General features: G+C 62.2%; 2 protein-coding genes. Both read right to left on the bottom strand.

Features of this window, described 5'->3' with window-relative positions:
* Positions 1-352: 352 nt before the first annotated feature.
* Entirely contained in the window at positions 353-1,630 is a 1,278-nt protein-coding gene (locus EN893_RS29680) for a polyhydroxyalkanoate depolymerase (RefSeq protein WP_127268048.1), read from the bottom strand.
* Positions 1,631-1,863: 233 nt separating this feature from the next.
* Positions 1,864-2,223 (bottom strand): septal ring lytic transglycosylase RlpA family protein, encoded by a 360-nt coding sequence (locus EN893_RS29675; RefSeq protein ID WP_127268049.1) that lies wholly within the window; start codon positions 2,221-2,223, stop codon positions 1,864-1,866.
* Between the last annotated feature and the right edge of the window lie 100 nt (positions 2,224-2,323).

Here is a 2,323-nt window from a genome sequence, read left to right as displayed (position 1 = left end):
GTGAGACCCCCGGTCGCCATCGCTCCACCCGCCAAAGCCGGTGCCACCCAGCCCGCCGTCACTGCCAGCCCGGCCGCCACATACACGCGCAGCCGTTGCGCCATCGATGAGGAAATCATTGTCCCCGCTCACCCTTTGTTATTAACGAAAGGTTAAGGGGGATTTACAGTCCGTGTCAATTACGACGACGGTCGGATTGTCGGCATGGTTACCCGAGGGGCTGGACAGCGGCACTTGTGCAACAGAATCGGCCAGCCAGCCGGCTTTTACCGGTCAATCTCACGGTTTGTCGCCGTTAAGCTTGGTTCTATGCAGGTCATCGTCCAAAAATCCGCAATTTGGGCGACTTGCATTATCTCTTGGCGGCGCGGACCAGCTTCGGTTTCACCGCGACACGCTCCTGGCGGCCATAGCTGGTGATGAAGTCGACGATGCGCGGCACGATTTCGGAACGGAAGCGCGAACCGTTGAACACGCCGTAATGGCCAACCGCCGGCTGCATGTAGTGGGCATGCCGCTCAGCCGGGATATTGGGGCACAGATCATGCGCCGCCTTGGTCTGGCCAAGGCCCGATATGTCATCGTTCTCGCCTTCGACCGTGAACAGCGCGACGTTGCGGATCGCCGACGGATCGATCCTGGTGCCGCGATGCGTCATCTCGCCCTTGGGCAAGGCCTGGCGAACGAAGACGGTGTCGACGGTCTGCAGATAAAACTCCGCCGTCAGGTCCATGACAGCCAGATACTCGTCGTAGAAATCGCGGTGCTTCTCGGCATTGTCGCCATCATGCTTCACCAGATGCATGAAGAAGTCCTTGTGGGCGATGATGTGGCGGTCGAGGTTCATGCTCATGAAGCCGGACAGCTGCAGGAAACCGGGATAGACCTCGCGGCCGAAGCCCGGCACCGGCCAGGGCGCATGCATCACGACATTGTCGCGGAACCAGTCGATGCCCTTTTCCTGCGCCAGCAGATTGACCGCAGTCGGATTGCTGCGGGTGTCGATCGGGCCGCCCATCAAGGTCATGGTCGAGGGCACGAAGGGGTCGCCCTTCGTTTCCATCAGCGCCACGGCGGCCAACACCGGCACGGAAGGCTGGCACACCGCCATCACATGCGTGTCCGGCCCCAGCGTGTGCAGCATGTCGATGACGTAATCGATGTAGTCGTCGAGATCGAACTGGCCATCGGCAAGCGGCACCATGCGGGCATCGACCCAGTCGGTGATGTGCACGTCGGCATAGGGCAGCATCGCTTCCACCGTGCCGCGCAGCAGCGTCGCATAATGGCCCGACATCGGCGCCACGATCAGAAGCTTCGGATCGGGCTTGCGCCCGGCGGGCACGGCACGCTCGAAGCGGACGAGATTGCAGAACGGCTTCGACCAGACGGTCTTCTCGGTGACCTCGACGCTCTTCCAGTCGACCACGGTCTTGCTCAGGCCGAAGGCCGGCTTGCCGTAGCGGCGCGTGGTGCGCTCGAACAGTTCGGCCGTCGCCGCGATCGAACGGCCCCATTGGGTGTGGGAAAACGGATTGAGTGGATTGGAATAGAACATCCGCACCGCGTCGGCATAGAGGCGCGCCGGCTGCAGGGCCGCGTGGTTCATCTCATAGAGCTGGTAGAACATCGAGAACCCCGCTGCTGCCTGCGACCGAAGGGACGACGAGCAGCGCCGAGCCCTAGATGTCTCGCGGGGAAGTTAACAACTAATTGCTGCGATGCAATACGTCACGCTGCGTGACCAATGCTTCTTTGGTTCAAGGCCATGGAAATCGGGGCCGAACGGCGCCAGCCGGCTCAGTGTGCGGCTGCGAAATGTGTAGGCAATGTGTCCGGCCCTTTTGCCGGACACAGGGAGCTCTAGACGCGCGCCATGCACACGGAAGTATGGCCGGAGCCGATGAAGCCGAGCTGGCCGGCGGCACCCTTCGACAGGTCGAGCACGCGCCCCTTGATGAACGGACCGCGATCGTTGATGCGCACGACGACGCTGCGGCCGTTGTTCTTGTTGGTCACCTTGAGCTTGGTGCCGAAAGGCAAGGTGCGATGCGCGGCGGTCAGCGCCGACGGGTTCATGCGCTCGCCCGAGGCGGTCTTGGAGTGCAGGGCATACCACGAGGCGCGGCCGCACTGGGCGGCGGCGGTCGCCGAAGAAGCGCCGACCATCAGGCCAGCAGCGATCGTTACCGCGACAAGCGCGGTCTGTTTTGGGTTCTTCATATTTGGGGGATGGCTCCGTTTTTGACAGACCCCAGCCGTTAGGTGCCAAATAAGGCGCGAAATGCGGCAGTGATCTGGCGGTTCCGGGGCAATGGAACCA

This window comes from Mesorhizobium sp. M7A.F.Ca.CA.004.04.2.1 (assembly GCF_004022825.1).
GTDB lineage: Bacteria > Pseudomonadota > Alphaproteobacteria > Rhizobiales > Rhizobiaceae > Mesorhizobium.
This window is presented reverse-complemented; position numbering and strand designations above follow the sequence as displayed.